The organism is Niastella sp., from assembly GCF_045805085.1.
In the GTDB taxonomy this organism is placed as follows: Bacteria; Bacteroidota; Bacteroidia; order Chitinophagales; family Chitinophagaceae; genus Niastella.
This window is the reverse complement of record NZ_JBJMLX010000418.1, coordinates 1-5253: the sequence shown is the minus strand read 5'-3', so window position 1 is coordinate 5253 and position 5253 is coordinate 1. Positions and strand designations below refer to the sequence as shown.

Below are 5253 nucleotides of genomic sequence, written 5' to 3'. Positions count from 1 at the left end.
TTTCAATAATTTAGTAGTATTAGTTGGACCAAAGCATCCATAACCTTTGATCTCTTTTTCGATGGATCGGTGTTTTGAGGAACTGCGTAAAAGGAAATAATATTTTTTTTGAGTGCAGGATTTACCTTTTCAAAATTTCTTCGCTTTAATTCAAGCAAAAGATCACAATAGGTTTTATCGGCCAGCGAATATTCACCTGCACTTGTCCGGAGGCCCGTATCAAAATCTACATTATTCAATTGAACGGCGTGTTTGTGTAATGCCATCACATTTCCGGCATAATGCAGGGTAACCGTATCAAAGCTGGCAATGAAATTCTTTTCAGCAACCGGCCCCGGGTCTTTAAACTTCACCGCTTTTAACGGCCCCAGCTTAGGTATAACAACAATGACGAGTGCAAATGCCCGGGCAAAAAAACCCGGTCTTTCGCTTTTGCCAAATTTATACCGGTCATTTTTTTGATGCATCCGGTAAATAAAATTGCGGCTGGTGGCTGTTGCATTCATTTTTTGAATTTCGTCTTTTTTGGCAGCCCATGCGGCTTTGGTCAAAAAAGGAAAAAGGTTCATGATCGTAAACCTGAACCGGCCAACTGCTTTTGAAAAATTGCCAAACAATTCATTGGCATCTAATCCATATGTTTCAGTAAATGCTTTCCGCAGCAGGGTGTCTGCCACTTTAAACCCTATAAAATCATGATAAGCCATAGAAGCATAATTTCCCCGGGCAGTTTGCAAAACATCAAATGAAAATTCAGTACGCAAATGCGAAATGTGGTTTTCATCAAATGTAACCCTATCACCAAATTTTCGTTTCAGCTTTGGGTATATCTCAGGTACACTCACATTAATGCCAATACGGTGTCCATATACATCTGCATAATAATGGCATAATACCCCAAGCGCAAAGGCATATTCATTCAGGTTATGCGCATCATTCAAAACAGCTTCTACAAAATCACCACTCCGTACATAATGAATTAAGTTGGTAAACAATTTACTACCGAAGGGATAATAGCCCATATCAGACACAACGGCGCCGCCATACACATAGGCGTGGGCTTCTTTCAACGCTTCATTCGAACTTCCCGGGAATTTTTCTTTCAATAACGGAAGCAGCACCTTATCCCAGTTAACATCAATAAGGGCCTGGTGGGTTAAAACGGAGTAGGCTTTGCAAACTGATGAAGCATGCATAAAAAGGAGGGCACTTACAGCAAGCCGTTTAATAAAATAGCTAGGCAAAACTATTATTTATGAACCACCTGCAATAACTGTTCCGGGATCATGTAAACCAGCTTACCGGACAAAAACGGCATTTTGCAGCCAGGATGCGGCCATATGCAGCAATTATTTTTTGAATTGGACAGGAGATTGCAATTTTAAGAAATGAAACAACATCTAACGATCATTTTAACGCTCTATATCCAACTTGTTTTCGGGCAAAATAAACAAGCAGCCGAAATTATCAGGGATCAATCATTTAGCGAAGCGATCAAAAAGGCTGAAAAATTCATAGACTCTTTACGCAAAAAACAGGACCTACCTGGAATTTCGGTTTGCGTTGGGAACAAAGAAAAAATACTGTGGGCAGAGGCCTTTGGCTATGCAGACCTGGAGAATAAAACCCCCTTGTCTATCTATTCTAAATTCAGAATGGGGTCTGTCTCCAAATTACTCACGTCTTTAGCTGTAGGCAGGCTATACCAGGAAGGAAAGCTGGATCCGGATGCGCCGGTTCAACAATATGTTCCTGCCTTCCCTGTTAAGCAATATCCCATTACCAGCAGACAACTGGCAGGACATTTATCCGGCATCCGCCATTATAGAAAGGATGATCCCCTGACCATTCCGAAGGATTATAAAAGTGTTTGGGAAGGGTTGTCTATTTTTAAAGAGGATACCCTCCTTTTCAAACCAGGCACCCAATATGAATATTCAACATATGGTTATTCGTTATTAAGCGCTGTTATTGAAGGCGCTGCTCATCTGTCGTTTCTGTCTTATATGCAGGACAGCATTTTTCTTCCATTCGGCATGACCAATACAACCGCAGATATTAATGACAGCATCATACCAAACCGGGTAAGATTTTATGACCACGAAGGGAAAAAACTGGTGAATGCGGCCCTGGTAAACAATAGCTATAAATGGGCCGGAGGAGGTTTTTTATCAACTCCTTATGATCTTGTATATATGATAGAAGGATTACTTAATCACCAGGTTTTACAAGAAAAAACCCTTGAACTGCTTTTTACTCCCCAGCACCTGGAAAATGGAACAAGCACTAATGTTGGAATAGCCTGGCGGATCAATACAACCAAAAGCGGCTTAACGTTTATCCATCATGGAGGCGCCATCCAAGGCGGCAGAACCTTTGTGCTGTTCTATCCTGAAAGCGGCTATATTTTCGCAATAACAGCTAACATAATGGATGCTCCGCTCAATATCAATGAAGCAATGGCTGTACTTGGCTTTTTCTTACATTCACGTAATACAGAACGATGAAAATTTCAATTGCCCAACTTTTTAATGGCGGTTATTGGTTGATCTACCTGTTCCTGACAGGAAAGGGTGTATTTAAAGATGATGACCCGATAGGTTTTTGGCTTGTAACCGTTCTCAATGGCATGGTGAGCTTTTATGCTTTTTATATCCTGCTGGTGCCCCGGTTCCTGGCCAAAAAAAAGTTCCTTCCCTTTATTGGCTGGGGTATAGGGGCAATTATCATAGCAGCCCTTATTCCCACCGCGTTTATTTCATTCCTTAGCCGGAGTGCGCTTAGTGTGATTGCAGCCAGTATTCAATGGGAACTGGCGCAAAAACTCTTTCTTGTTTTTGGCATTTTTGCACTTTTTAACGGTATTATGGCCACGATCATCAAAGGCTTTTTTACCTGGTACAATGAGCTGCACGAAAAAACGGAGCTGGAAAAAAAGAACCTGCAGATGGAGCTGTCTCTTCTGAAGACCCATCTTAATCCTCATTTTTTATTCAATACCCTGAACAACATTGATATTCTGATCGAAACGGATCCTACAGCCGCTTCTTCTTACTTACAAAAGCTGTCAGACATTCTACGCTTTGTTGTTTACGAAACATCACAGGAAAAGATCCCGCTTACCAAAGAACTTGCTTATATAAGAAAATATGTTGAACTGCAACAAATAAGAACATCCAACAAAGAATATGTACATTTGAAAATAGCAGGCAATCCTGGCCAATTGATGATCGGCCCCATGTTATTCATCCCATTCATTGAAAATGCATTTAAACATGCCAGCAACAAAAAAATGAATGGCGCCATAACCCTGGAAATTGTAATCACTGACAAGCAGATCCGATTTACCTGTATCAACATATATGATACATCCAAATCGTTGGTAGAAGAGCATAGTGGATTAGGGATTGCTTTGATCCGACAGAGACTGGATCTGTTATATAAGGGCCATTATGAGTTGGAAATAACCCAGCGGGAAAATTTGTATTGTGTTACGGCTGAAATAAAACTGGATGGATATTAATTATATCATCATTGAAGACGAGCCTTTGGCTATGATGCGTATTAAACAGTATGCGCAAAATATACCCTTTCTTAAAATGCTTAGTGCTTTTGAGAATGCACTGGAAGCGATCATCTTTATGCAAACCGAAAAGGTAGATCTTATTTTTCTCGATATTCAAATGGATGGTCTCTCCGGTATTCAATTGCTTGAATCTATAAAACAAAGACCGGAAGTCATCATTACAACTGCTTTTGATCAATATGCCGTAAAAGGTTTTGAACTGGAAGTAGCTGATTATTTGGTAAAACCTTTTCCTTTTGAACGATTTCTGCAGGCGGTGATCCGGGTACAAAATAAATTAAAGGGTAACCGGACGGGAATACAACAGCCATATATCTTTGTCAGATCAGGATACCAGTATATAAATATATTTCTTGAAGATCTCCTTTTCATAGAGGGCGTTCGGGATTACCGCAAAATTATTTGCAGGGATAACAGGAAAATCATGACTTCGGAAACATTCACGCTGTTGGAATCGAAACTTCCCGATAATCAGTTTTGCCGGGTTCATAAATCTTTTTTGATCTCACTTAATAAGATAGAATCGGTAGAGAAGGACAGGATTAAAATTGAAAACCATTTAATTCCGGTCTCGGAAATGTACAGGGTTGCTTTTTATAAGCTTATTAAATAGGGAGCGCTATTTATTTCCAACCTGTAAGTTCTCTTTCATTTAACCTTGCGCCGGTTAGCTACTAACTACTACCCATCCTAATTAAAAAGCTTGATGCAGGAAATTCAGGACGATATTTTAATGGCATTTAATGAAGGAGATGAAAAAGCTTTTAGTGCCGTCTTTAAATTCTATTATAGAGAAATATTCCACTTCTGCGATAAACTAACCGGAAATACGGAAGAAGCAAAAGACATCACAAGCCGCACATTTACCAGTTTGTTTCGTTTACATAAGGGCTTTAATACTTCTGTCAACATCAAGGCATTTCTATATATAACCGCCCGCAACAATAGTTTCAATTACCTGAAAAGTGAAAAAAGAAGCCGTAACCACCAGAAGCAAATAGCGGATGAGCAGAGTCGCCAGCCTTCTCTTGAATTGGACCAATCCCTTGACCCGTCCTAAAATTTTTTGACAGCTTTGGGCGGTTAGTAAAAGAAGAGCTTGCAGGATAAAATAATAATACTGATTTGTCTTAATCCAACAATTATAATCCTTAAAAACAGCTGGCTAAATCCTGTATTGGCAGATAGGACAAGCCTTAGACGGAGAAGGGAAAAAGGAAAACCTTTCCAGCATAGGGGGTATGGTAAGTTTTAAAAAAAATTGCAGCAAAAGTTCGTAATTAAAAAATGGAACCTTACATTTGCAACCCCAATGATAATCAAGGGAGTTTAGCTCAGTTGGTTCAGAGCATCTGCCTTACAAGCAGAGGGTCGGCGGTTCGAGCCCGTCAACTCCCACCCAGGAAAAGGTTCACTGATTAGTGGCCTTTTTTTTATGCCTTTCAATGTCTATATATTATACTCTTCTATACGTGACCGATATTATGTTGGCCACACCGGCGAAGACTTAGGATCAGGCTGAAAAGTTGGGGAATTTAGGATAAGATCAGAAACTACCGACACTATCCCATGAAAGGAGCATAGTTCACTCAAGAATGTGAGCCAGCGGCGTGTATTGTGGACAAGATTGGCTTGGAAGTTGCCAACTTTGAAACAACTGTAGCCTT

At 40.1% G+C, this 5253-nt stretch carries 5 protein-coding genes and 1 tRNA gene; 5 read left to right on the top strand and 1 reads right to left on the bottom strand.

All coding sequences use genetic code 11. The annotated features are described in order from the left end of the window. Window positions 1-2 precede the first annotated feature (2 nt). Complete coding sequence (locus ACJ751_RS21750) at window positions 3-1196, bottom strand: zinc dependent phospholipase C family protein (protein WP_407747629.1); 1194 nt, start codon at window positions 1194-1196, stop codon at window positions 3-5. Window positions 1197-1388: 192 nt separating this feature from the next. Between ACJ751_RS21750 and ACJ751_RS21745 the strand changes: the two genes are divergently transcribed. From ACJ751_RS21745 to ACJ751_RS21725, 5 genes are all read left to right on the top strand, one after another. Continuing rightward, window positions 1389-2507 (top strand): serine hydrolase domain-containing protein, encoded by a 1119-nt coding sequence (locus ACJ751_RS21745; protein WP_407747628.1) that lies wholly within the window; start codon window positions 1389-1391, stop codon window positions 2505-2507. Next, window positions 2504-3523, top strand: a complete 1020-nt coding sequence (locus tag ACJ751_RS21740) for a sensor histidine kinase (RefSeq protein ID WP_407747627.1) — start codon at window positions 2504-2506, stop codon at window positions 3521-3523. Before ACJ751_RS21745 ends, ACJ751_RS21740 begins: the two co-directional genes overlap by 4 nt. Continuing rightward, window positions 3513-4199, top strand: coding sequence for a LytR/AlgR family response regulator transcription factor (locus ACJ751_RS21735; RefSeq protein WP_407747626.1), 687 nt, complete (start codon window positions 3513-3515; stop codon window positions 4197-4199). The genes ACJ751_RS21740 and ACJ751_RS21735 overlap by 11 nt, the downstream gene beginning before the upstream one ends. Window positions 4200-4292: 93 nt before the next feature. Beyond that, window positions 4293-4646: a sigma-70 family RNA polymerase sigma factor gene (locus tag ACJ751_RS21730; RefSeq protein WP_407747630.1), complete on the top strand. Its 354-nt coding sequence runs from the start codon at window positions 4293-4295 to the stop codon at window positions 4644-4646. Between the two features lie 263 nt (window positions 4647-4909). Further along, window positions 4910-4984 (top strand) — tRNA-Val (locus tag ACJ751_RS21725). Window positions 4985-5253: the final 269 nt, after the last annotated feature.

Coding starts and splice junctions, on each gene's coding strand:
- ACJ751_RS21740 (WP_407747627.1), top strand. CDS start 2,504: ATGAAAATTTCAATTGCCCAACTTTTTAATGGCGGTTATTGGTTGATC.
- ACJ751_RS21745 (WP_407747628.1), top strand. CDS start 1,389: ATGAAACAACATCTAACGATCATTTTAACGCTCTATATCCAACTTGTT.
- ACJ751_RS21730 (WP_407747630.1), top strand. CDS start 4,293: ATGCAGGAAATTCAGGACGATATTTTAATGGCATTTAATGAAGGAGAT.
- ACJ751_RS21750 (WP_407747629.1), bottom strand. CDS start 1,196: ATGCATGCTTCATCAGTTTGCAAAGCCTACTCCGTTTTAACCCACCAG.
- ACJ751_RS21735 (WP_407747626.1), top strand. CDS start 3,513: ATGGATATTAATTATATCATCATTGAAGACGAGCCTTTGGCTATGATG.